We start from the raw sequence: 23,120 nt of genomic DNA, 5'->3' as shown, positions 1-23,120 counted from the left end.
GCGAAAAAGGCAAAGCGCGATGCAAAGAACAGACAGGCTATTTGAGCTTATTCAACTGTTGAGACGGCAGGGCGAACCGGTGCCGTCCACCTACCTCGCTGCGCAGCTGGAAGTCTCTCAACGGACCATCTACCGTGATATCGTCACGCTACAGTCCATGCGCATCCCCATCGAGGGAGAGGTCGGTGTCGGGTATGTCATGGCCGACGGCTACGACCTGCCGCCCTTGAATTTTGGCCGCGAAGAGATCGAGGCGATTGTTGTCGGTTTGAGCCTGTTGTCCCGCACCGGTGACAAGACGCTTCAAAAGGCGGCACAGCGGGTGCTTTCAAAAATCGGCACCACAAAAGCATCATCCGAGACGCTGAGCGTTTCCGACTGGGGCATCGAGGAAATCGACCCGGCTATCATCGGCGCACTTCGAACAGCTGTCAGGGAAGAAAGAAAGGTCGAAATTTCTTATAAGGACCTCGCCGAAATAGAAACAAGCCGCAAAGTTCTGCCCCTTTCGATTACGTACTACGTCCGAGTTGCGGTACTTGCGGCATGGTGTGAATTGCGGTCCGATTTCAGACACTTCCGCATCGATCGCATCGAGCGCTGCAATCTGTCGGATGATGGGTTTGTGGGCGCGGGTACAAAGCTACGGGAAAAACTGCAGGACATGGAGACAGCGAAGGCTGGGTTCGAACACTAGCGTAATGGCCACTGCGCAGCGTCCCTTTCCGCACGCTCGCTGATCCAGCGCCTAGTCGCGAAAACCGGCATTGATTTCACCTGAAGCTAAAGGGCGCCGCACTCGTGCAATATCGTGTTTGCCCTTTCGAACACCGGTGCCTGCGGCAACTCTCTAATTGTGTATCCCAGATCATCCAGGGTCCGGTTGATACGGTCATATTCCTGAACCGCCGTTTTGAAATCATGCTTGCGCTCGGCGTCTTTCGCAAAGAGCTCCTTCCAGGGCGGGACAACGAAGACTTTTTTCGCGTAAGGCCGGCACCCATCAAGTGTTTCTTTCACCGTTTGGCCGCCTGATTGTTCCAAAGCGACAGCCGCATCGATTAGGCCCCTATCAAAGAAAACAAGGCCTTTAGCATCCCGGACTGATGTCAGGTCGGACTTCGCCATTTCGACCGCACGCAGCGCAAACGCCCTCAAATTCACCCAAGGCAAAGCTTGGCCGTTGCCAGCGTTTTCTTCCGAGACGATGCGCCGCCCGGGCTCTGGAACGGTTGCAAACCCGCGTTTGCGCAATGCCTCCAGCAGTGTTGATTTTCCGCCACATGAGCAGCCGGTCAAAAGGATGAAAGTGCTGTTCAACTTGTCCACCTTTCAATGACTTCGGCCACATCATGTTAGCTCAGGCATTGGCGCCGGAGGGTGCAACGAGCAATCGTTGGCGTCTTTCTGTGCTGCTGATGTTTTGAACCGGCGACAAAACGCTTGAAAAGGCTGCGCAGCAGTTTCTTGAAAATATCGGGATCAGTTCAGTTAAGAAACAGTGGCGAGTGCTTTCACAAAAAATAGCACTGGTCATTCCGCTCATTTTTCTAGATTGCCGGTACTACCTGTCCAATTAAACCCAGAACTGGATGATCGAGGCACTGAGCAGGACGGCCATGGTTCCGTTAAACAGATGCCAGTGCTGATCGGTGCTCAAGCACCGTGCAATAAGACCACCGGCCAGAGCCCAGACCGTCAGCGACACCAGTGCCGAAAGACCGAACACCAGCGCAAGGATGCCGCCGAGTAGCAGGGGCTCATTCGCCAATTCTGCAAAGGACGACGCCACGCCCAAAGCCATTGCCCAGGCTTTCGGATTTACGGTCAACAACATGGCTCCCCTGAAGAGACTGATGGGTTGCTCGTCATCGACCTGAGCAGGTGCGGGCGGACCAGCCAAGCCAACCTTCGCGGCAAGCCAGAGGAGGTAAATTGAGCCGACCGCCTTCACGCCCAGCTCCAAAAGCGGCATCGCTTGGAGTGATGTGGCGAGACCGGCTCCGGACACAGCCACGAGGCCGGCAAGCGCAAACGCGATGCCCAGGATCAGGGGAATGCTGCGCCGGTAGCCGAACCGCGCGCCGGATGCCGTGGCAAGCGTGGTTGCGCCACCGGGTGAACCTGTGGCTATCAACGCAAACACGACAAGCGCCCAGAGCTGATCCAACATGGTTCACCTACGAGGCGGCAGCGCGTTCATTTGATGTCACGCGCACCGCCCGAAACCCGCACGGACGCGCCTTTCGTGTCGTCCAGCGAAACCTTGATCAGGGACGGACTGCCCATGTCTTCACCCTGCCGGATCGTAAAGGCGCCATTGTGTGGCCAGCGACTGTCTCGAAGGTAGCCTGCGAAAGCAGCAGCGGCGGCACCCGTTGCCGGGTCTTCAAGAACGCCCCCTGAGGCGAAAGCATTGCGAGCGACAAAAGTTTGGTTCTCCTCAATAAAGACCAGCATCACCGTTACCAGGTCATGTTTGCGCATCACGGCGCGTCCTTTGTCGAGGTCGTAGTCCATTGCTGCGAGCCGCGCGCGGTCGTTAACGGGCAACACGACGTGGTTGGCGCCACCATGGATATGTGCTGCGGGCAGCCGTGGGTCGAGATCGTCCGAAGTCAATCCGAACAGCGACATGACGTCCTGCGCTTCCGCCTCGGTCATCGCACGGCTTTTCGTTTGAGGGGATGACAGGGTCGCCATCATTCCTTCCGGCGTCGATACAGCGTCCACGGTGATCGTGGCGTCGTTCAAAACGAGGGTATAGGTGCCTGCGCCGTTTTGTTTTCCCAATGCTGCGCCAAGGGCGATAGTCGCATGTCCGCAAAACGGTACTTCGGATTCGGGCGAGAAGTAACGGACCCGCCACGTTCTGCCTTCATCTCCTTGCTCGGTGGCGAAAGCCGTTTCGGAATACCCCACTTCGGCAGCGACGCGCGCCATCTCATCTTCGCTGACAGCGCTCTGCAACAGCACAACACCTGCCGGATTACCACCCTCAGATCCTTGGCTGAACGCCGCAATTCGTTGAACATCCATTGGAAACTCCTGTCTTTTCGTTGCTGGATCTTAGTTGACATGCAGCGTGATTGTCCCCGCAACATCGATTGCTTTTCGGCGTTTTCTCTTTCGTATCAATTCCATCTGATTTAAATTGTTTTCATGTCAAAAGATCTTGATCAAACAGACCGTCGAATTGTCGAGATTCTCGATGTCCATGGCCGCACCAGTCTCGCCGATATCGGCAAAGAGGTGGGTCTTTCAGGTCCGGCGGTCGGTGAAAGGCTGCGTGGTCTGCAGGAGCGCGGTTTCGTCATTGGGTTCGGCGCGAGGATCGACCTGCGCCGTTTCGGCTACACAATCCAGGCGCTCGTCAGGATCAAACCGCGCAGCGGGCAGCTTCACACCGTCGAAAAAATGATCCAGGAAGAGCCGCGGTTCACATCTTGCGACCGGGTCACCGGCGACGATTGTTATGTTGCCAGGCTGCTTCTCAGGGACGTGGCGGAACTGGATGACATTCTGCTGCCGTTCCATGACCGCGCAGAAACAAACACCTCCATAGTGAAGTCCTTCGTTTTCGAAAACAGACTGCCGCCCCTGGACTAGGCGGGTATTGAGATCACTAAGGTTGGCTGTTTGCTTCTCTTTCCGGACTTGTTCGAAGCGATTTGATCTTCGGCGAAAGACAATTGTGTCCGAATAAAATTGATAAAAGTCCTGCCCATCTGCAAGTACCGGCTGGAGGCGCTGAGGCGGTCACAAAAAACAGACATGTCTCAAACAATAATACAGTGAGAAGCAAGTCGAGCCTCATTTCAAAAGTGTTTTCTGAAACCCGAACTTGAACGCATTCTGGCGGTTTTAGAATAGCATCATTGGCTGCTGACGTTTTGTGGGGTTCATCGTCTCGATTTCAACTCTGTACAGCCGGTAGCCGCCATTTGTGTAGCTGAACATCAGTGCATCCCTGTATGGGTTGTGCACCTCGGCCTGATTGATGGCGCTACCATGCGTATAGATATCGCCGATCAGCATGTGACCAACCTCATGCGCAAGTATGCGGGCGAGCGCTTTTACGTCCGTCGAATGGCGGGTGGAATGGTCATCAATCACGCAGATACCTGAGGGAAGACCTTGGTCCTTCATAAAACCTCTGATGTCCGCACTTTTCTGTGCAAGGTCTCTGATTTCCCGGACGAAAAACAGGTTGACTGTTTTCACCTCCTCCGCACCATGAGGCTGCGGAAGGGTTCTGTTGACGGCAAACGGCGTAAGATACTGCAATTCGTCCCTGCTAAATGAGCTGACGGTTAGGGACCGACCGATGCGGCGCCCGATTTCCTCGGTCGACAACTCTCTGTCGTCCTTGAGGTCGAACTCGATGTTGCACTGATGCCGCAAAATGTCCGCGTTGGCCATTTGCACGATTGATCGCAGTTCCGACGAGGAAACACGGGTCTTCATTCGCCGCCCGTGATCGACCCGAAAGGCAAAGAGAGGCAGGATCCGAAGTGGTTTGACCGAAACATAAAGCCTCAGGTGTCTGCCGTTTTGGACGATGTCGAGCCTGCAATCCTTGCACGGTGTCAGGCCCTTGATTTTCAGGTTTCTTCCGTTGACCGTCGCCCTCAGCAACCGATCGCGCATGATCGAGTTGACGACACCGTTTTCATCCATACCGAGAGTGTGGAACTGAACCGGTTTGTCCGGATCGAGATCGAGCGAAATCTCCCGCTCACCACCGACAGGAACCATGATCCACGCACCGTCACGATCTACCATTGTGTTGACCTGTGACGGCCCAAGCACTTGTGCCGGCGGCGGATAGGTATCAAACCCGCCATTCTGATCCACCGGACCGATGACGCCAATCTTCGGCATCTTGTCGAACGACACCGGTGACTCCGGATCCGGTTTTCCCGGGTTAACTGGTTTTGGTTCGACCGGCTGCCCTCTCCAAATTGCCTTCGAGGCAATGTCATTCAGCGCGGAGATCGTTTTTCCAACAGGGTCGACGCGTTTGTCTGGGACATTGAAGCCGACAACCTTCGTCTGAAAGTCTCCGATGAGATCCTTTGTCTGCGGCCCATTGATACCGTCCGGCACCAATCGGGACCGGCTCGGCTCGAGCAACTCATTCAGCCGCTCCTGCACCTTTCGAACGTCGGCCATGTTGTTACGCGCCATATGACCAACGGATCTTTCAATCTGAATTCTTTCCAACATCTTTGCGGTCCATAAATAATAAAAATTCCGACATGCCAGGCACGACGGAATCATTGACTTGAAGGCAGGAAGCTCCGCCGCCGGCAGACTGATTTTCGACCTGATTGCCTCAAAGTGTCTTCGTTCAAACGCTCGAGCTTCGCAGAATCGATGCGTTCAACACATGTCGTGCCGAACCTAGTTCACGACCGCGCCTTCTTGAATTGGAATAACTGCACGATCATGTTGCAATGATATGCATACGGCTACCGACTTGGCTGTGGACCGCGACGCTGACGGTTCAGCAGCTTGTCCAAATCCTGCACTTGTCCCGAAAGCTGGCTCAGCGTGCCCGGATGCACGCAAAAAACGTCCGTCCGTCTTCGGAAATTCTCTTGAGGTTTATCGCGCCCAACAGGTTTTGACGCAGCCTTGCAGGCGCGCTCACTCAAGTGGGTCACCTTTTCAAACCGCCTCCCCGAACGCCCACGCCACCTTCTGTGCGACCCGCGCTGCACGCGCGATCAGTTCGTTTCTGGGTTCGCCGATATAGGTTGCCGTGAAGTGCAAGGGGGTTGCCTGCCAGCCAGGGTCGAAGGTTGTGATCCGGTTTTCCTCAACAAGGCGCCGGCCCAGAACATGCGGCAGGATACCAACGCCGATCCCGGATGCGACCATCTCAAATCCGGTTGAGAGGGAGTTGGTCGGAAAGACCTGTGCGGTGCTGCCGTACCGGTCACGCAGTTCCTGTGTCAGCTCCCGGTGCGGTCGCGAGTTGCGGTTATACGTGATGACCGGCGTCGTGCTGAGATCGGGGTCTACAAGATCGACGGGCCGATACCAGGACAGCTCGAACGGCGGCAGGTCCAGATTGTCGACGCTGTATTCGGAAATCGGGCCCATCAGGATTGTAAGGTCAAGTGATCTGTCCAGAAGCATTTCCCTCAAGTTGACCGAAATATCCACTGACACCTCGATCTTGAGTTTGGGAAAACTGTGGTGCAGTTCTCGGAGGAAATCGGGCAGCCATGTCTGCGCCACAGTCTCAGCGACACCGAGGCGCAGGAGGCTGCTGATGCTGTCCTCCGCCATCACGTCTCCCTTGATCCGTTCCATGATCGCCATGATCTGTTCGGCATGGTTCTGCAGCAGCACGCCATTTCGGGTCAGCACCACACCGGTCGAAACACGGCTGAACAACTCGGTGCCCAGATAGGACTCCAAGCTTGAAATCCTTGTGGAAACAGCCGGTTGAGAGACGTTCATCTGCTCCGCCGCCCGGCGCACACCGCCCATGCGTGCGACGGTCAGGAAGGTCTTGAGTTGCTCAAAGGTCATGGTTGCCACCCCCCGAAAAGCGATAAAAAAATTTGATCACTTTGGACAGAAAATCACGATTTGACTTGATAATAGATCCGCCGCAGCATTTTGCCACCGAATTTCGAGGTGGACATGACGCACCAGAACGCCCTGCTTCCAGACCTGTTTGACTTGGACACTGCCACGCAGCGCAGTCTGATCCGCGAAGGGCGTTACACGGGCCACACAGCAGGTCTCGCCAAGGGACGTCTTCAGTGCAATCTGGCGATTTTGCCCGGTGATCTGGCGGAGGATTTTCACACCTTTTGCCGGCTCAATCCGAAGGCATGTCCGCTTGCCGGTGTTTCGAAGCCCGGCGACGTGACGCTCCCACGGCTCGGAGCTGATATCGACCTTCGCACCGATGCCGCCCGCTACAACATTTACCGCAATGGCGTTTTGGAGGCACAGGTCCCTGATCTTTACGATCACTGGCGCGATGACCTTGTCGCCTTTGCAATCGGATGCTCGTTCACTTTCGAGGACGCCCTGCGCAACGCCGGGATCGCAATGCGCCACATCGACAGCAACGTCACCGTGCCGATGTTCCGCTCTTCAATTGAAACAACGAAAAGCGGCCCCTTCCAAGGCGAAATGGTCGTCTCGATGCGGCCGATCCCGGAAGCGCGTCTTAGCGAAGTCAAAGAGATCTGCAGACGCTATCCACTTGCTCACGGTGCGCCGGTCCATGTCGGCGATCCGCAGGCGATCGGCATTGCCGATCTCGATAACCCGGACTGGGGCGAGCCCGTCAGTTTCGCGGACGACGAAGTCCCGATGTTCTGGGCCTGCGGGGTCACGCCACAGGCCGCGATCATGCGGTCCAGACCGCCACTTTCAATGACCCATTCCCCGGGCGCCATGCTCATCGCCGATGTCGGAGAGCACACGGACCCGCTCTACCCCTATAACGATAACTAGCTGAAAGATTGAGAAAAACAGAGGATGAACGCAATGAACAGACTGGTATTGTTGTCCGCGAGCTCACTGATCGCGTTCGCTGCAGGAACCGCTGCACAGGCTGAAGAGCTGGCCGTTGTCGGCAGCTGGAGCGGATTGCCGCTCCACAAGCAGTATGAAGCCCCTTTCTGGACCGAAAAACTGCCCGAACTCTCCGGCGGCGATCTGACCGCTTCTCTTACGACCCACGACCAGATGGGCATCGGTGGCGGTGACGTCTTCCGTCTTCTCTCGCAGGGTGTCTTCGATGTTGGTATGACCGTTGCCGACTACGCCGTTTCGGACAGTGTTGCGCTCGAGGGGTTGGACGTTCCGCTCATTGCCACCGATGCATCCACGGCGCAGAAGGCCGTCGAGGCGGCACGTCCGATGGTCGATGACATCTACCGCGACGTCTTCAATGCCAAGGTTCTGGGCATTGCGCCCTACCCGCCACAAGTCGTTTTCTGCAACGCCGAGATCGGGTCTCTCGACGACCTCAAGGGCAAGAAAGTGCGCGCCTCCGGCCGGATGACAGCCAAGTTTCTGGAAGCCCTGGGCGCAGAAGGCGTCAATGTCGGCTTCGGTGAAGTTCCGGGCGCCCTGCAGCGTGGTGTCGTCGATTGCGCCATCACAGGAGCCGGATCCGGTTACAATGCCGGCTGGTGGGAAGTTTCAACACACCTGATGCCGCTGCCGCTCGGCGGATGGGACCCGGTCGTGACCGCCATCAATCTGGACAAGTGGAACACTCTTTCGGACGCTCAAAAAGCGACGCTGGAAACAGGCGTGAAGGAAAACCTGGAGGCGAAGGCCTGGGAAACGGCTCAAAATGCGCTTGAAAATGATGTCGCCTGCCTCACCGGCAACGGCGAGTGCCCCTACGGCGAAGCGCGTGGTCTGATCCTTGTCGAGGCAAGCGAAGCCGACCAGGCCAAGGCCAAGGATGTGCTCATCAGCGAAGTGTTGCCGGACTGGGCCGAGCGCGCCGGTGGTGACTGGGCCAGCCGCTGGAGCGACAGTGTCGGCAAGGTTACCGGCGTCAAACTCGAAACCAACTAAGGCAGGATTTCAATGACTTCCCTGGCATCGCAGCTCAGGCGGATAAATGACCGTCTCGCAATCGTGGTCGGCCTGGTTCTGCTTGCCTGCGTCGTGTTCACACTCGTGGAGATCATCGCCCGGCGCCTGGGTGGTTCGCTCGGGGGAGTTGATGAAATCTCTGGCTATGTCATGGCGGTGACCACAAGCTGGGGCATCAGTTACGCCTTGACGGAGCAGGCGCATGTGCGCATCGACCTGCTCCGCCAGCGCCTGGTTCCGCTCGGCAGGGCCATTTTTGACATTCTGTCCCTCCTCTGCCTCTCCGGAACGGCCATCGTGGTTGCCTGGAGAGGCTGGGGTGTTCTGGAAAAAACACTGTCGACCGGTGCGCGAGCGAACACGCCGCTCGAAACGCCGCTTTGGATACCGCAGCTGCTCTGGTGGGCCGGTTGGGTCTGGTTTGCCGTGTCAGCCTGCATACTGCTCTTGACCGTCCTCGTGAAATTCGCCTCGTCCGATTACAAGTCCGTCGACTCGATTGCCGGTGCAAGGGGGGAAGCATGATCGCGTTCACATCCGTCGGCCTTCTCGGCCTGCTGACACTTTCCATCCCCGTCGGCATTGTGCTCTTTCTTCTTGCCTTCGGCATCGACGAATTCTTCAGCCCCTTTCCGCTGATGCGCGGCCTCGGCCAGGTTGTCTGGTCCTCGTCCAACAGCGCGACGCTGATCGCCATTCCCATGTTTGTGCTGCTGGGTGAAATCCTGGTGCGCAGCGGCGTTGCAAAGCGGACCTACGCCGCCCTTGAAAAATGGGTAGCCTGGATGCCTGGTGGGCTGATCCACGCCAATATCGCGACTTCGACGATGTTTTCGGCAACATCCGGCTCGTCAGTCGCAACAGCGGCGACCGTTGCCACCGTTGCCATGCCGCAGGCCAAGACCCTTGGCTACAACCAGAAGCTCTTTTCCGGGGCAATCGCTGCCGGCGGAACGCTCGGGATCATGATCCCGCCTTCCATCAACCTGATCGTTTACGGCTTCCTGACCGAAAGCTCGATCCCGCAACTGTTTCTCGCCGGTCTGGTGCCCGGCCTCTTCCTGGCGGGTCTCTTCATGCTGATCACGGTGATCATGTGCGTTGTCAGGCCCGGTCTTGGTGGGCCGCGCCGCTCCAGTTCGCTTGCGGAAAAGCTCGGTGGTTTGACCGATCTCCTTCCTATTTTCGGGCTGTTCGGTGCCATCGTCGGCTCGATCTATGCCGGCTGGGCCACTCCGACAGAAGCCGCCACAGTTGGCGTTGCCATTGCGCTTCTGATCGCCGCACATCAACGGGCACTGACCTGGGAGATGCTGCAGGACGCCCTGCGCGGTTCGGTCAAGACATCCGCGATGATCATGCTTGTCGTGATCGGCGCTTATGTGCTGAACTTTGCACTCACCGCGGCAGGCGTGAGCCGCGCTCTGCAGGACCTCCTGACCGGATTGGGCCTTGGCGCGCTTGAAACGCTGCTCGTCATCATCCTGATCTACATCGTGCTCGGCTTTTTCATCGAGACCCTCTCTCTCATGGTCGCGACCATACCCATCGTGGTGCCGATCATCGTCCAGCTCGGTTACGACAAGATCTGGTTCGGCATCCTGATGATCATTCTGGTCGAAATGGCGCTGATCACACCGCCGGTCGGCCTCAACCTCTATGTCGTCCAGGCAGCGCGGAAATCGGGCAGTTTCAGCGATGTCATGCTGGGATGCATTCCCTATGCGCTCGCCATGCTTGCAATGGTCGGCCTGCTCATCCTGATGCCGCAACTGGCCCTGTTCCTGCCATCAACCCTCTAAGAGACGAACTCATGAAATTTCAGACCAGCAACGGAGTGCTTTCATGCACTCCCGACCGGCTCATCGTGGCCGGATGGACCGGCCGAGACCTTTCCTCCGTCGATCATCACATCGCTGAATTGGCAGAGCTCGGGGTTCCGGCGCCATCGAGTGTGCCGCTCTACTACGAGTGCGCACCTGCCCTCTTGACCCAAGAAAGCGAAATCCATGCGCTCGGCACCAAGACGTCCGGAGAAGCCGAACCGTTTCTTCTTCGGCTCAACGGCCAGATCTGGTTGGGTCTTGCCTCGGACCATACGGACCGCGCCCTGGAAGCCCACTCTGTCGCGGCGTCCAAGCAGATTTGCGCCAAGCCGGTGGCCGAAACACTCTGGCGGTTCGACGAGGTTGAACCCAACCTCGACGATTATGTCTTGAGGTCCTGGATTGAAGAAGACGGCAGCTGGACGCTCTATCAGGAGGGAACGCTCGCTTCGATCCTGCCGCTCAGACACCTGATCGAAGGTGCTGGACTTACCGACGGAAGCGCCATGTTGTGCGGCACGCTGCCGGCAATCGGCGGTGTCAGGCCATCGGCAGGTTTCAGGATGTCACTGAGTGATCCGACAAACGGCCAGTCGATTGACTGGCGCTACCGAACCACTAATCTCCGGATCATCTCGTAACCTCCCCGCTGACGTTTCAAACACAGGACCCACCAGATGAGCGCACCCTTTCCCTGGACGCCCGAAAGTGCCGAACGCCGGCTGGAACAAACGCTTGAAAGAATATCCGGTGATGCTTCCGCACAATCTGTGTTCTTGAAACTTCTGCCCTCGAGAGCAAAAGCGCAGGCTGGAAACGCTGCTCAGGCGGCTAGCCCGCTCGCTGGTGCACTGATCAGCGTGAAAGCACTGTTTGACGTAAAGGGTGAGACGACAACGGCCGCGACGAAAGTGCTGGCAAACGATCCTCCCGCGAGCACCGATGCGACGGCCATTGCCCGCCTCAACACGGCCGGAGCCGTTTTCGTCGGTCTGACCAACATGTCCGAATTCGCTTATTCCGGCCTGGGACTGAATCCGCACTACGGCACCCCTCAAAACCCCGCCTATCCCGGATGCGCACCGGGAGGCTCCACGAGTGGCGGGGCTGTTTCGGTGGCACTCGGTTTCTGCGACATCGCGATTGGCAGCGACACCGGCGGCTCGTTGCGCATACCGGCGGCCTTCACGGGCATTACAGGCTTCAAACCGACGCAATCCACCGTGACGATGGCGGGCGGCAAGCCGCTCTCGGACAGCCTGGACAGTTTCGGTCCAATGGCGAAAACGGTGGCGGAATGCGAGGTTGCCTGGCAGATCATGGCAGGACATGACACCGATCCATCATCCCCGGCAGCAGCAAAACTGGTCATACCGGCTAATTTCGGCTTCGACGAGATCGATGCAGATGTGGCAAACGGGTTCAATACCGTGGTCCGGACCCTTCGCGATGCCGGACTGGAGATCGTGGAACAGGAAATTGCGGCGCTGTCCCACTATGAGCATCTTCCGCCCTGGCATATGACGTCCGTGGAGTCCCGCGCCCACTACGAACACTATTTCCAAAACTCTGCCGGAGACTTCGACCCGCGTGTCCATGCCCGGATGGCACGCGCAGAGGAAGTAACAGCGGTCGAGTATCGGCAGACACTGAACAGGCGCGAGAAATTCATTTCAGAATTCCGCGAAGAGCTCGGATCGGCCATGCTTTTGCTGCCGACTACTCCCAAGTTGCCGCCGCGCGTTGAAGACCTTGCCGATGACGCGGACTTCAACCGGTTCAATCTTCTGGCCCTTCGCAATCCGTCGCTTGCCAATATCGCCGACGCCTGCGCAATTGCCCTTCCCTACCGGCATGGTGGCAAAACCTTGAGCGCAATGCTGGTCGCGGGCGGAGGCCGCGACAATCAGCTTCTGGCCTGCGCGAAAGTGGTCGAGGCAGCGCTTTGAGTTCGGATGCAGGCATCCAAAAAATGAAATGGAAGCCTGCCGCTCACGACGCTCTTTCAGACAAACACAAAGTCGTCCGGTTGCAGCACTGATCCATCCGAAAACTCGAAATTGTCCACATGGGCTCCCAAATCGTTGATGCGGACCTGACCGGCTCCACTTGCCCAGGATAAAAGCATGTTGCTGGTGCTGTCCGTTGAAGCTTCGACATCGGAAACCTGAAGATCTTTAAAGAACAGCGTGTCGATGCCGTTTCCAATCAGTTCGACAATATCGATCCAGCCTCCGTCCGATGAAACGACATAAGTGTCGTCGCCGCCACCGCCTTCCAGTTTCTGCCAACCGCCCGCAGAGCCGCCGGCATCCAGAGTGTCATTGCCAGCAGCGCCTATCAGCGTGTCGGTGCCGCCGCTTCCCTTCAGGATATCGTTGCCGCCACCGCCATTCATCCAATAGTCGATGCTGGCATCGTTGCCGACAACACGATCGTCCTTCTCCGCACCCTGAAACTGCTCGAACCCGTACCAGGAAAGCCCGGACGTGTTGAATTTCGACCCCGCTTCGATAATGAGCTTGTCCGTGCCGATGCCGCCGATATCCAGCGGTGTGCCGTTGTCCCAGAACTTATCCCCGCTGCCATAATAGATCGTGTCGTTGCCTGCACCACCAGAATACGTGTCGCTGCCCCAGCCGCCCCGAAGAAAGTCGTTACCGGCACCACCCAGCAGCTCATCATCTCCGGCATTGCCGATGAGCGTGTCGTTGCCGCCGCCGCCTTCAAGTACATAATTCACCGAGCCATCGTTGCCGACGACGCGGTCATCGCGCCCCGCACCAACGAACTTTTCGAATCCGTACCAGGAAAGCCCGCTGGTGTTGAAGACCGATCCGTTCTCCATGATGAGCGTATCTGTCCCGCTCCCACCGACATCCTTCGGTGTCCCGTTGACCCAGAAAGTATCGCCATTTGTATAGTAGACGATATCATTGCCGGAGCCGCCGGACATGTTGTCCTTGCCGTAGCCACCGCGCAGGATGTCGTTTCCACCGCCGCCGATGAGGTCGTCATCGCCATCATTGCCCAGGAGCGTGTTGTTGGCACCGTTGCCGATCAGCTCATCGTTGCCGCTGCCGCCGTTCGCGTTTTCAATGATGGTACCGCGCCCAACGATCAGGTTCCCGGTCAAACCGCCGACATTCGAGATGGCTTCTTGGTTCAGGTCGATACGCTGATTGGAACCGACATGCGAAAAGTCGAACAGATCCGTTCCACCATTATCGTAGATAGTCATCGCAGCGGTTTGATTTGAATCGAAAAACGTCTCCAGATAGCCGCCGGCATTGGAGTTGTTGCCGTAGACCGTTGCCCCGGTGCGGATACTGGCCGGAGTGCCGTAAAGATCGTGGATCGCGACGATATCTGCGACCATCGGCGTGATCACATAAGCGTAGCTCGCGTTGATGTATGTGTTTTCTGTCTGGCTGAAATAGGACATCACGGTCGCTTGCCAGGAATCGTTCAGATAGTGATTGTCGACGCCATATGTCGCCGATCCGTTGTAGTTTCCGCCGTGCCGCAGCCCGAGCGCGTGCCCGATCTCGTGGATATACGTCTGGAAAGAATAGCTGTTGATGCTGGTTCCGTAGGAATTCAGCCATGCCTTCGAAACGTTGACATCGGCGGTGATCATGTCACCGTTGCTCCACCAGGAATAACTGGCATAGGCTCCGGAATCTTCATCATCAAATGTGATCTGCGCACCGCTTGTGACGAAGGAAAAATTCAGGCCCGTCACGTTCTCCCAGGCTTCCAACGCGTTTGTCGCCAGGAATTTCCCGTCGTTGGTCAGACCGGTAATGTCCACTGTGATCGTGTCACCCGGACCGGCGTTGAAGGAGATCGGAGAACCGTTGGATGTTTCCTGCGTCAGCTGATCCGCAATCTGGTCGTTTGTAAAAACAGGTAGCGGTGCCAAAGAAACGGCGGACCCGTCCGCCAACGCATTGGCCCCCGAGCCAACACCGTCATCGCAGCTGAAGCCGGCGACAACAGGAAGTTCGGAGGTGCGGCCGGTCGCAACACAGAGATCACACATGTCGTACTTACCTCATTTATTCTTGTCAGACCTCATGAAACGCGATAGCGGCGAAGCGCCGGCCACAAAAAAGGCAGCGCACTGCAAACGCAGCACCACTGCACAAAAGCTCCACCTCATCGCAGACGTCAGGTGTCGATAGATGCCCGATTACCCGAAGACGTTTCATGGATTCCAACCTATGAAGAATGCGATTCGCTCACAAGTAAAATTAAAATACATTTCCACAACGCAAACTTAACGCATCAAATAACGGAAGCTATAATTCGAAATTGTTTTGAATTTTTAAGTATAATTACGATACATATTACAAAAGATGCAATCAACCTTCACAGGAAGACTTTGCTGCGCACTGCTTTGCAAATTGACCTGCACGCCGGTCGCATACACCTTGCGAATGGCGGCAACACTGTGATCTTTTGACTTCGACAAACTATTCCTGAGAGCCCTTGGAGGAACATGGATGAACCGGCTGACGGGTTGGATACTGGCGCTGGTTTGCGCCTTTGCTCTTGGGGTATGGGTTTCCTCAAGCGGCCTGTTTTTCTCAAGCGAAGGCCCACCGCGGGAAAACTCGGCGGATGGAGCATCAAATGACGCTTCATCGCAATCGGCGTTTCCGACCAACGCCATTGTCGTGACGGCAACACCCGTTGCCTTTACCCCTCCCCGTTCCCGGATCCAGTCGATCGGAACCGGAAAGGCGATCCGGTTGATTCATGTCACCGCGGACGTAGCCGGCACGGTTGAGGAAATTCACGTTCAGCCGAACACCGATGTCGAAGCAGGCGACCCGATCGTGACGCTGGAACGCAAGACCCAGCAAATTCTGCTGGAAAGCGCGAAGGCGGAGTTGGACCAGCAGTCAGCGTCCTTCAATCGCTATCAAACCCTCCTGGATCAGAGCAGCAATGCCGTTTCCCAGGCGCAAGTTGACGAAGCAAGAGCCTCCCTGGCCGTCGCCGAAGCAAAGGTTGCCGAGGCTCAGTACGAATACGACCGCAGGATCATCAGAGCGCCGTTTTCCGGCCGCATCAACCTCAATGACCTGACCGTCGGCAGCTATCTGCCTCAGGGTGCGGAAATCGTGACGCTCGTGGACGCCAGCAGCCTTCTTGTGGAGTTCACGGTTCCCGAGACAGCGATCAGCCAGATCAGGACGGGCGTACCCGTTCGCCTGACGACACCCGCGCTCGTCGGACGGGTCTTCAATGGTGAGGTCACCTCTTTCGACAGTTCCATTGACGAGGAATTCCGAACAATCCGCGTCCGTGCGGAAGTCCAGAACCCGCAGAACCTTCTGTTGCCCGGGATGACCTTCAGCGTCAGTCTTGCGAGCAAAGACGAGCCCATGCCGATGGTTCCGGCGGTCTCGATCCTGTGGAGCCCGAATGGAGCCTATGTCTGGAAGCTCGGCTCGGAAAACCAGCCGGAGCGAATTGACGTCGTCCTGCGACACCGGCTCGGCGACAATGTCTGGCTTGAGGCCGATCTGAAGGAAGGCGACGAGGTGATCAGGGACGGTGCCTTCAAGGTCAGCCAGGGTGTGACTGTCGCCGTCGACGTCGCGGAGACGACCGATGGATGATACCGGGCCCGGCAGCTTTTCGCGCAGCCAGCTCGGATTTGCCGCAACATTTGTCGGCCGGCCTATCCTGGCGCTCGTTCTCAATCTGCTTGTCATCATTGCGGGCGTTACAGCGTTCAGCGGTGTTGAAGTCCGGGAACTTCCGAATGTCTCCAATCCGGTCATATCGGTTCGCGCGACATATCCGGGAGCTGCGGCCAGTACCGTGGATGCAGAAGTTACCAGCGTGCTTGAAGATGCCCTTGCGCGATTGGAAGGTCTTGAGAACATTTCCGCGACATCGTCTTACGGAAGCTCCAGCCTGACGCTGGAGCTCAACACCTCGACCGATGTCACCGAGGCGGCGAATGACGCGCGCGATCTCGTGTCCAGGGCGCAGCGGAACCTGCCGGACGATGTCGAAGACCCGACGGTGCAAAAGAGCGATGCCGATGCGGACCCGATTGTCCGTCTTGCCCTCAGTGGAAGCCTGCCACTGACAGATCTCGCTTCATTGGCGGAGGGCATCGTCTCGGATCGGCTTCTGGCCATCGACGGCGTTTCGGAGGTGCAGGTCGCGGGCGACTATGCCCGCATCATGCGCGTCACGTTCTTTCCGGTAGCGCTCGCGAGCCGGGGCATTTCCCTTGCAGATATGCGCGCAGCCCTGGCCAGCGCTAACCTGGATATTCCGCTCGGCGCGCTGGAAACGCCAACTCAGGAGCTCGTGGTACGCTCTGTCGCTTCAACGACGACCGAAGAAACCATATCGGCGATCCGCCTCAACCGGGAGACCGTGATCGGCGATGTTGCCTTCGTGCAGTTCTCCTCCGACGACCCGTCCGTGATCACCCGCATCAACGGTCAACCGTCCGTCGGACTGAACATCATCCGCCAGTCCCATGCAAACACGCTTTCGATCTCAAATGCTGCGCGAATTGCAGTTGCCGATCTCCAGGAAGAACTGCCCGAGGGCGCCAATCTGATCATAGTTGCCGACGACGGTGTCTTTGTCGAACGCTCGATTTCCGGCGTCGTCACGAGCATCGCGCTGGCGGTTGTCATCGTGGTGGCCGTGATTTTTTTGTTCCTGCGCTCGCTGCGCGCGGTGGTCATTCCGGCGGTCGCCGTTCCAATTGCCCTGATCGGAACGCTTGCAGCGATCTGGGCCGCGGGATTTTCGCTCAACACAATCACATTGCTTGCACTGGTTCTGGCCACAGGCATGGTCGTCGATGACGCCATCGTTGTGCTTGAGAATATTGTGCGGCGGCGGAAACAGGGTTTCGGCGCATTCGCGGCTGCCGCAGTCGGCACGCGGGAAGTCTTTTTCGCCGTGATTTCAACGACCGCAACGCTTGCCGCCGTGTTCATTCCGATCTCTTTCCTTCCGGGACAGGCCGGTGGAATTTTCGGCGAATTCGGTTTTGTGCTCGCATTTTCCGTCGCGCTTTCGTCTTTTGTTGCGCTGACGCTCAGCCCGGCGCTTTGCGCCTTCGTCGATCCGGGCAAGCCCGAAACAGAAACCACTGATCTGAAACCGCAGCAAGGCAGCGGCGCCGTCGTGACCGCATTCGAGCGACTGATCGCGGTTATCCTGAAAGCAAGGTATCTGGTTCTTCTCTCAGCTCTCGTTTTTGCCGGAGGCTCCCTGGCGCTTTACGATTACCTGCCCCAGGAGATCACACCCTCCGAAGATCGGGGCACGATCATGATTGCCCTGCGCACGCCCTCCTCGGCCAGTCTGGAATATACAAGCCAGCAGGTGGCCAGCGTTGAAAAGATCCTCGAACCCTATGTCGCGTCCGGAGAAGTGATCGCCGTTCAGTCACTCATTGGGTTGAGATCGACGAGTTTTGCCCTCGTATTTGTCCGCCTGGATCAGTGGGAGAACCGGGCGCGCAGCCAACAGGAGATCGCGGCGGAAATTCAAGGCCCCGTCAGCCGGATCCCGGGGGCCTTCATCTCCTTGCGGGCATCCAACAGTCTGGGCATACGTGGCGCCGGGCGCGGCGTCCAGTTCGCCGTTGTCGGCAAGGAATACGACGAACTGGGCGATCTGACCAATGCCCTGATCGCGAAGATGGAGGACGATCCGGCCTTTGCCAACGTCCAGCTTGTCAACGAGATCAACCAGCCGCAGCTACTGCTCGAGGTTGACCGGGATCAGGCGGCAAACCTCGATATCGAGCCGCGTGACGTGGTGGAAACGCTCAACACGGTCATTGAGGGCAACAAGGTTTCCGAGATTTTCCTGAACAACGAGACAGTGGAAGTCCGCCTCGAGCTTGGAGGCCGCCCGATCAACGACCAGGGTGACCTGGAAAACACGTTCATACGGGCCGGCAACGGCCAGTTCGTCCCGATTTCGACCGTTGCGAGACTGTCAGTTGCTGCCGCGGCATCCACATTGAGCCGCGAAGCAAGAGAGCGGGCTGTCACGGCACAGGCCAATCTCGGCAGTGGTGTCGACCTGGGCACGGCCGTGGATAGACTGAAGGACATCGCCCCCGACGTTCTGGGGAACGAAGGCCGGCTGGTGTTTCTTGGCGAGGCGGCGACCCTTGAAACCGGAGAGACAACGACGCTGATCGTTTTCGCGGCCGCACTCCTGATTGTCTTTCTGGTGCTGTCAGCGCAGTTCGAGAGTTTTTCAAGCGCGCTCATCATCCTGATCACCGTACCATGCGGGCTTGGTACGGCACTGCTGGCAATCCTCGTTTCCGGTGGCAGCCTGAACTACTACAGCCAGATCGGGCTCGTTATCCTCGTCGGCATCATGGCGAAGAACGGCATTCTGATAGTCGAGTTCGCCAACCAGCTCCGCCAGCAGGGACAGGACGTGGATACGGCGATCCGCAATGCAATGCGGATCCGGCTGAAGCCAGTGATGATGACCATGGCGTCAACGGTCGCCGGAAGCATACCTTTGGTGCTTGCGACTGGCGCCGGGGCAGAAGCCAGAACGGCGGTAGGCTGGGTAGTCGTTGGCGGCCTCGGCCTTGCAACGATCTTCACGCTGTTTCTGACACCGGCTGTCTACCGCATCATCGCCAGTTGGGCAAAACCGCCGGGCGCGTCTGAAAAACGGCTCGAAGCCGAGCTTTCAACGGTTGAGCAAAACTAGTTCTTACCTTGCGAAGGAAATATGCAACGACGCATGTCTTCTCTCGACCCAAAGCGCATTCGTCTAGCTCCATTGCCAAGCTGTTTCGAACCATAGGCTGTGTTTGCAAAATCTCTCACACCGAACGCTGATCGCGATCATTTCAGATCGGTGACTTTCTGGCGAGGAATGACCTGTTTTGGCGGAAATTGTCCGGCATTTGGCAGGTATTGTCCTGTGATTTCGAGGGGTGAACCGTCATTCTGATCTCAACAACGAAGTTCCAGAAGGTTGAGATGACACACTTTTTTCAAGTGCAGAAGGGATACCAGGCGCCATCTTTTGATGTGAGCAGGTATCCGCTGCGTCGCTCATTGCCCTGGACAAGATCTGCGGAGGCTCAATCATGACGACCGTGAGCAATGGAACCGTAATGACCGTGGTTGCATCAGCGCTCTCACGCGGGCTGACAATATCTGAGGTGCAGGATGCCGCCGGATTACCGTGCAACATACTGATGAATCCGGAGTCTCGTCCGCCCGAAGATGTAACACCGAGAATTATGGCACTGCTTGGCGAGCGGTTTCCCAATGAGCCGATTACCCTGGATATCGCGCGCGCCGCTCCCTTTTCGTTTTTTGGAGGCTTGGCTGAGGGTGCCCGATTTGCCGATGAACTTCGCACGGAAATTAATCTCCTGACAAAGAACTGCTCAATCATTTCGGACCAGTTGGAACTGACATTCCAGGAAGGCCCTATGGAAGCTAAGATCGTGTCTAGCCATCCTATGAACCATATGGATGGTGGCCGTTCGGCAGAAATCGGGTCCGCGTCGATACCGCGCCTGTTTTCTGAGTTTCTGGGAATATCGAACTGCTTTGAGCGCATCACTTTCTCGCACCAGCCGCACTGCGATGTGGCGCACTATGTCGATTACTTCGGGGTGCCGGTCGAATTCAACGCCAGTGAAATCAGTCTTATCTTGAAGCCGGAGAAGCTCAACGAGCCGATAAAACAGGCGAACATTGACCTCTTCAATTATGTCCTGACCCATCTTTCGGGCGTTAAGAAGCAAATTGAAGCTGCTAAGGAGCCAAAGGAACTCAAAACGCTCAGACAGGCAGCCGCCGAAAACGCACGAGCGGGTGTGTTCAACGCCGCCAGCGTTGCTGCCGCTGCCAACATGAGTGTGCGCACCGCCCAGCGGATCGCGGCAGAAAACGGCACGACGGTTCAGGGTTTGATTGACAAGATACGCGAACACCGCGCAACGGAGCTTCTGCGCGATAATCGCAACGACATAGGTTCAATCGCGTTTCTGCTTGGCTATTCGGATGAAAGAGCCTTTCGAAGGGCCTTTCAACGGTGGACCGGACAAACGCCTTCGGACTTTCGAAAGCAGTTCAACAAAATCATCGAATAAACCGCAGCGAACGTGACGATCTGTACTCATCGGACGATCTGAGTTCCGGCAATCACAAACATCCAGGCGAAACCCAACCGATGCGCAGCAACGGGTGAGCCATTGCGTCCTGAATTCAAATCTGCAGGCAACGGAAGGAGAAGCAAGTTGACGTTACTTTCACAATTCGCAACCATCCTGCTCGGCCTGTTGGCCGGTGGCTCTTTGCTGATTGCAACTGGCCTTGTGCCGTATTGGCAATCTCTGAAACCAGCTGAATTCACGAGGGTCTTCGAGGCGAACCTGGCGCCGGTCGGTGGCACTATGGCTGTGCTGACCGTTCTGGGTACGGGTTCCGTTATGATTGTGGCCGGGCTTGCTCTCTGGATGAAGCTGCCGAACAGGCTTTGGCTCGCTGCGGCGGCCACAGCCGCGCTCGCTATGGTCGCCACTCTCCCTCTCTATTTCGGTGACGCCAATCCACTGCTTGCAGGTGGAGCCCTGAGCGCCAGCGCCACCATCGCCGAGCTCGCGACTTGGCAAAAAATGCACTGGTTCCGGACCGTCATGGGGTTTCTCGGCCTCTGCTGTGCAGTGCGCGCCGGTTACGTCACCGAAAAATCCAACTGAGTTCATCACGCCAAGTGGTCCGCGACCACGTCAAACCTGGAGGAATTCAAAATGAAAATGTCAATTCTAAGCATCGCAATGTTGTCTTCACTGACATTCGCAATGCCAGCTGCAGCAGACGAGAATGACTGGAAAGAGTTGTCCGGTTTGGCCTTTCAATCCATCGACAAGGACGAGGACGGACACCTGACTGCCAGCGAATATTCAAGCTTTGGAGATGCTGTCTTTTCTTCCATGGATAACGACAACTCCAAGGCTCTGGCCCTCAACGAATTCTACAACTGGGGCTTTGGCATGCACAACGCCGCCGAAGACGCTGGCCAAAGTGAAGCCTTCAAAACGGCTATGCGCGTCGTTTTCGCGCTCTGGGATCGCAATGCGGACGGTCAAGTTACGGCAGCCGAATACCGGGAGTCGATTGATCTCGATTTCCTGCGCGCCGATCTGGATCGGGACAGGACGCTGACCGAGCCTGAATATCTATCGGGTTTCTCGGTTGTCGTTGCAGCCAAAGCCGCCATTCACCCCCAATCCACGAACAACTAAGTCCGGAAAGGAGGCGAGGTCATGCTGCGCCTGCAAGGTATCAACGCCATCATCGCCGTAATTGCGGTCTTCACCCTGCTTCATCTCGCCTTCGTGCCTGACCAGCATACTCTCAGAACCACCTTTTCAACGCTTCTGGGCGGCATCAGCTTTTTGCTGATGACATGCTCAGTGATATTGGCAACGCGGCTGGAAGTCTTTGAGGAGATGTTTGGCGGACTGGACAGAATGTATCAGGTTCACCGTGTGGCAGGAACGTTCACAGCGGTTTTTGCGCTGGTGCACTTCTTCAGCATTCCCAAAGAACTTCCAGCGGGTGTGGATCCGGTTCTCAACTCGACCTTTCCATCAGCCCAGATCGGCATGGCCTCCATGGTCCTTTTGGTTATCGGACTGTTTGTCGCGCTCAATAGGAAGATCAGTTATTCCCGTTGGCGCAATCCACATAAGGTCATGGCGCTGGTGTACATCCTGGTAATCGGCCATTTCATGAACGCGCCCGGTATCTTCTTTGAACGCCTCAGTGCGTCGGGCCTCGTTCTGATCCTGGCAGCTTTAGTCGGCACGGTTGCATTAATCTATACGATGTTTGGAATGAACAAACGTACCGCGACACGTTTCACAATCGAAACCGTAAACTCGCTGGAACGCGCCACTGAAGTTGTCTTGAAACCCGTTGGCGACATGCTGAAGTTCAAACCCGGTCAATTTGCCTTTGTGGAAGTTCAGGGCAAAGGCTGGTCAGAACCGCACCCATTTACAATCTCCAGCGCTCCAAATGAAGACCGGCTGCGTTTCACCATGAAAGTGCTTGGAGATTGGACACGCAAAGTTCGAGAAGAGCTCAAGCCCGGCGGTGAAGTCATTGTCCGGGGTCCGTATGGACGTTTTGATGCCTCGAAGACTGCGTCCAAACAACAGGTCTGGATCGCTGGAGGCATTGGTCTGACGCCGTTCCTCTCAAAACTCCGGGCCATGGAGGAAAACGACGACCGGGAAATTCACTTCGCGTATGCGGCCCGTAGCAAGGAGGAAGCGATATTCCTGGACGAACTTCAAGAAATAGCAGCGCAGCGGGACAACGTAACGCTTTATCCGCTTTTTTCAGATGAGGGTGATTTTGCACGTGTTGATGCTGCGAAGGAGAGGCTACCTGGCCAACTCACCGACTACGAGTACTTTGTCTGCGGGCCAAAGCCCATGGTGGATGGATTGATGAAGGACCTCAAAAGAGAAGGCGTCAAGCGAAAGACTATTCACGTCGAGGCATTCGAATTTCGATAGAACGCGAAAAGGACCATTGGGGCTGAATGTTCCAATGGCCGTTTTGCTCCGAACCTCGACATTGTCCGGCCGCAAGCAGAGCGCTCACCCCGTGACTCAAAGCCAACGACAGCGAAACGAGTTCA

The 23,120-nt window shown here is 56.8% G+C and carries 20 protein-coding genes; 14 read left to right on the top strand and 6 right to left on the bottom strand.

What is annotated here, in order from left to right; genetic code table 11:
* The first annotated feature begins 19 nt into the window (after window positions 1-19).
* Window positions 20-697, top strand: a complete 678-nt coding sequence (locus Q0915_RS05645) for a YafY family protein (protein WP_299474489.1) — start codon at window positions 20-22, stop codon at window positions 695-697.
* Window positions 698-783: 86 nt separating this feature from the next.
* Here Q0915_RS05645 and Q0915_RS05640 read toward each other — a convergent pair whose 3' ends face one another.
* From Q0915_RS05640 to Q0915_RS05630, 3 genes are all read right to left on the bottom strand, one after another.
* Window positions 784-1,320, bottom strand: a complete 537-nt coding sequence (locus Q0915_RS05640) for an AAA family ATPase (RefSeq protein WP_299474486.1) — start codon at window positions 1,318-1,320, stop codon at window positions 784-786.
* Between the two features lie 256 nt (window positions 1,321-1,576).
* Window positions 1,577-2,173, bottom strand: a complete 597-nt coding sequence (locus tag Q0915_RS05635) for a LysE family translocator (protein ID WP_299474483.1) — start codon at window positions 2,171-2,173, stop codon at window positions 1,577-1,579.
* 26 nt (window positions 2,174-2,199) lie between these two features.
* Window positions 2,200-3,039: a PhzF family phenazine biosynthesis protein gene (locus Q0915_RS05630; RefSeq protein WP_299474480.1), complete on the bottom strand. Its 840-nt coding sequence runs from the start codon at window positions 3,037-3,039 to the stop codon at window positions 2,200-2,202.
* A gap of 123 nt (window positions 3,040-3,162) precedes the next feature.
* Here Q0915_RS05630 and Q0915_RS05625 point away from each other — a divergent pair, with 123 nt between their 5' ends.
* Window positions 3,163-3,609 carry an Lrp/AsnC family transcriptional regulator gene (locus tag Q0915_RS05625; protein WP_299474477.1) on the top strand — a complete coding sequence of 149 codons (447 nt, stop codon included), beginning with the start codon at window positions 3,163-3,165 and terminating at the stop codon, window positions 3,607-3,609.
* 255 nt (window positions 3,610-3,864) lie between these two features.
* Here Q0915_RS05625 and Q0915_RS05620 read toward each other — a convergent pair whose 3' ends face one another.
* Both Q0915_RS05620 and Q0915_RS05615 read right to left on the bottom strand, forming a co-directional pair.
* Window positions 3,865-5,229 carry a hypothetical protein gene (locus tag Q0915_RS05620; protein WP_299474474.1) on the bottom strand — a complete coding sequence of 455 codons (1,365 nt, stop codon included), beginning with the start codon at window positions 5,227-5,229 and terminating at the stop codon, window positions 3,865-3,867.
* Window positions 5,230-5,673: 444 nt separating this feature from the next.
* Complete coding sequence (locus tag Q0915_RS05615; protein ID WP_299474471.1) at window positions 5,674-6,546, bottom strand: LysR family transcriptional regulator; 873 nt, start codon at window positions 6,544-6,546, stop codon at window positions 5,674-5,676.
* Window positions 6,547-6,660: 114 nt separating this feature from the next.
* Between Q0915_RS05615 and Q0915_RS05610 the strand changes: the two genes are divergently transcribed.
* Genes Q0915_RS05610 through Q0915_RS05585 form a run of 6 tightly spaced genes read left to right on the top strand, consistent with a single transcriptional unit; the run spans window position 6,661 to window position 12,364 of the window.
* A complete protein-coding gene (locus tag Q0915_RS05610) occupies window positions 6,661-7,488 on the top strand; it encodes a putative hydro-lyase (RefSeq protein WP_299474468.1) in 828 nt (275 codons plus the stop codon).
* Between the two features lie 33 nt (window positions 7,489-7,521).
* Window positions 7,522-8,568: a TRAP transporter substrate-binding protein gene (locus Q0915_RS05605; RefSeq protein WP_299474465.1), complete on the top strand. Its 1,047-nt coding sequence runs from the start codon at window positions 7,522-7,524 to the stop codon at window positions 8,566-8,568.
* 12 nt (window positions 8,569-8,580) lie between these two features.
* The gene (locus tag Q0915_RS05600) at window positions 8,581-9,114 is read left to right on the top strand and encodes a TRAP transporter small permease (RefSeq protein ID WP_299474462.1); all 534 of its coding nucleotides are present in this window, start codon (window positions 8,581-8,583) and stop codon (window positions 9,112-9,114) included.
* Window positions 9,111-10,391 (top strand): TRAP transporter large permease, encoded by a 1,281-nt coding sequence (locus Q0915_RS05595; RefSeq protein ID WP_299474459.1) that lies wholly within the window; start codon window positions 9,111-9,113, stop codon window positions 10,389-10,391. The genes Q0915_RS05600 and Q0915_RS05595 overlap by 4 nt, the downstream gene beginning before the upstream one ends.
* A gap of 11 nt (window positions 10,392-10,402) precedes the next feature.
* Window positions 10,403-11,056 (top strand): DUF2848 domain-containing protein, encoded by a 654-nt coding sequence (locus Q0915_RS05590; protein ID WP_299474457.1) that lies wholly within the window; start codon window positions 10,403-10,405, stop codon window positions 11,054-11,056.
* Window positions 11,057-11,092: 36 nt separating this feature from the next.
* A complete protein-coding gene (locus Q0915_RS05585; RefSeq protein WP_299474455.1) occupies window positions 11,093-12,364 on the top strand; it encodes an amidase family protein in 1,272 nt (423 codons plus the stop codon).
* A 56-nt stretch (window positions 12,365-12,420) separates the two neighbouring features.
* Here the strand turns inward: Q0915_RS05585 and Q0915_RS05580 are convergent, their stop codons facing one another.
* Entirely contained in the window at window positions 12,421-14,460 is a 2,040-nt protein-coding gene (locus Q0915_RS05580; RefSeq protein ID WP_299474452.1) for a M10 family metallopeptidase, read from the bottom strand.
* 463 nt (window positions 14,461-14,923) lie between these two features.
* Here Q0915_RS05580 and Q0915_RS05575 point away from each other — a divergent pair, with 463 nt between their 5' ends.
* From Q0915_RS05575 to Q0915_RS05550, 6 genes are all read left to right on the top strand, one after another.
* The gene (locus Q0915_RS05575; protein ID WP_299474449.1) at window positions 14,924-16,048 is read left to right on the top strand and encodes an efflux RND transporter periplasmic adaptor subunit; all 1,125 of its coding nucleotides are present in this window, start codon (window positions 14,924-14,926) and stop codon (window positions 16,046-16,048) included.
* The gene (locus tag Q0915_RS05570; protein WP_299474447.1) at window positions 16,041-19,154 is read left to right on the top strand and encodes an efflux RND transporter permease subunit; all 3,114 of its coding nucleotides are present in this window, start codon (window positions 16,041-16,043) and stop codon (window positions 19,152-19,154) included. Before Q0915_RS05575 ends, Q0915_RS05570 begins: the two co-directional genes overlap by 8 nt.
* Before the next feature lie 385 nt (window positions 19,155-19,539).
* Window positions 19,540-20,556, top strand: a complete 1,017-nt coding sequence (locus Q0915_RS05565; RefSeq protein ID WP_299474445.1) for an AraC family transcriptional regulator — start codon at window positions 19,540-19,542, stop codon at window positions 20,554-20,556.
* Between the two features lie 147 nt (window positions 20,557-20,703).
* Entirely contained in the window at window positions 20,704-21,165 is a 462-nt protein-coding gene (locus Q0915_RS05560; protein WP_299474442.1) for a hypothetical protein, read from the top strand.
* Window positions 21,166-21,216: 51 nt separating this feature from the next.
* Window positions 21,217-21,711, top strand: coding sequence for a hypothetical protein (locus Q0915_RS05555; RefSeq protein ID WP_299474439.1), 495 nt, complete (start codon window positions 21,217-21,219; stop codon window positions 21,709-21,711).
* A 21-nt stretch (window positions 21,712-21,732) separates the two neighbouring features.
* Complete coding sequence (locus tag Q0915_RS05550) at window positions 21,733-22,995, top strand: ferric reductase-like transmembrane domain-containing protein (RefSeq protein ID WP_299474436.1); 1,263 nt, start codon at window positions 21,733-21,735, stop codon at window positions 22,993-22,995.
* Window positions 22,996-23,120: the final 125 nt, after the last annotated feature.

Origin of the sequence: uncultured Roseibium sp., assembly GCF_947494555.1 — a bacterium.
Lineage (GTDB): Bacteria > Pseudomonadota > Alphaproteobacteria > Rhizobiales > Stappiaceae > Roseibium.
The sequence above is the reverse complement of the archived record's forward strand: the minus strand, read 5'-3'. Positions and strand labels throughout refer to the sequence as shown.